General features: G+C 38.5%; 1 protein-coding gene. It reads right to left on the reverse strand.

All coding sequences use genetic code 11. The features are described 5' to 3' along the window. Nucleotides 1-159: 159 nt before the first annotated feature. Nucleotides 160-1,386 (reverse strand): IS110 family RNA-guided transposase, encoded by a 1,227-nt coding sequence (locus tag CIL05_RS21380; protein ID WP_095657539.1) that lies wholly within the window; start codon nt 1,384-1,386, stop codon nt 160-162. Nucleotides 1,387-1,759: the final 373 nt, after the last annotated feature.

The following is a 1,759-nucleotide window of genomic DNA, read 5'->3' on the forward strand; positions in this document are numbered from 1 at the left end:
AAGACTTGTGGTGATAAGTCAAGTAAAAAATGATAAAAGAAAAAGATAAAAACTGGCATTAAAGGTTAAAAAGAGCGCACTAAACTAAACCCACCCAATTAACTGAAACAATTGTTCGGGCCTGCTGGAAAGGATTCAAAAGCAATTTTTGCTTTTGAGTTACACGCTCCTTTCTGACGTGTAGAGTTGATGGTTGCGTAGTAGCACATCCACCAAACGCACAAGTTTTCTCGCGGTCATTACGAGGGCTCTTTTATGTTTGTATTTCGGAACTTCTTTATATTTCTTTAAATAATATTCATGGTACACAGGTTCATTTCGTTTAACGGAGTTGGCAGCTTCAACTAAGTAATAACGAAGATACTGATTTCCTGTTTTTATCCTGGGTGTTCGTTCCGATTCAAAGTCTCCAGATTGTGATCTTTTCCAATAGAGACCGGCGTATTTCGCTAGTTGTGCTTGGGTTTCAAAGCGTTCAATTTGACCTATTTCAGCGATAATACCGGCCGCATAAACTGGTCCAATACCTGGCACACTTTCTAGACATTGTGCTTCTGGAAGGATTTCGAATAAGGCTTTAATACCTTTATCCAGTTCTTTGATCTGTTTCTTGAGTGTTTGAACCAGTCTGGCATAAGTTGCCAAGACCATATCAACAGAGTGTTGCACGACCTTTCCAAGACGATAGGAATCACGAATAGCCTTTTTAATGGTCTTAGCCAATTTTTCGGGATCACGAAACCGTCCCTTGCCTTTCCCTTGGAGGAAAAGAGCTAATTCCTCTAATTCCATATTGGAAATGTCATCTAAAGAAAGGGAATCGGCAAACAATTCCATCATGGCAGTCCCAAAAATGGAAGTATCTACTTCATTAGAGAGCGTGTTGCACTTGTAATAAAGGTTTTCAAGAAAATGTTGCTTACACTCTGTCAATTGTTGGATCACTTGATAACGTGAGCGTGTTAACCGTTGAAGGGCAACATACTTTTCTTCTTTGATAACAGTTTTATTATACCGACCAAATCGAAGAAAATCCGCAATACGAAAAGCATCAATACGGTCTGTTTTGTCTTCTTCAAACAAGCCCTTAAACCGATGAATGGCCTTAGGATTCTGAACAACCACTTCTACACCAATCCTTTGTAAGTCCTTATCATTGTCTAAAAGGGTCGATGGATGAAAACTATAGACGGATGTAGATTCCATTCCAACGACAATCTTTTCATAATGGGACTGCCCGTTATAGGCCAAAATATTTTCTTTTATTTTATTGGCACCATTTAAATCATTGGAAAGTGTTTCTTCTTTTAAACGTGTGTCTTCGCTGTCAAGGAAGCACACATCAAGTTTTTTAGAGCCGACATCAATACCTACGAATAATTTCACGGAAAGGACCTCCTTTCATAAAATTTTGGAATAAGCTTGGATACTGCGGGATATCCCTAGAAACAATTGCCTAACAACAACCTCGCGTATGAGTATTCTTTGATGCATCACCAAAAGCTGCCCAAGTCTACTAACACAAGGTTCAGTGATACATCGATACAGCTTGTGCGTTTGCAGTACAACAATTGTCTGGGTCACAGTCTTAAATCGTAGTTTATCTACAGGAGGAAACAGCATATTCCCAGTTGGATCCATTCCAATTCTATTATCTAAGGACATCACGCAATACCCAAGCAAAATGTTTTGAATGTAACGAAATTATTCAATTGTCAAAGAGCAATTTTTTGTTCTTAAATATACTATACGAGGAGGA

Source organism: Virgibacillus profundi, from assembly GCF_002287375.1.
GTDB lineage: Bacteria > Bacillota > Bacilli > Bacillales > Amphibacillaceae > Virgibacillus_K > Virgibacillus_K profundi.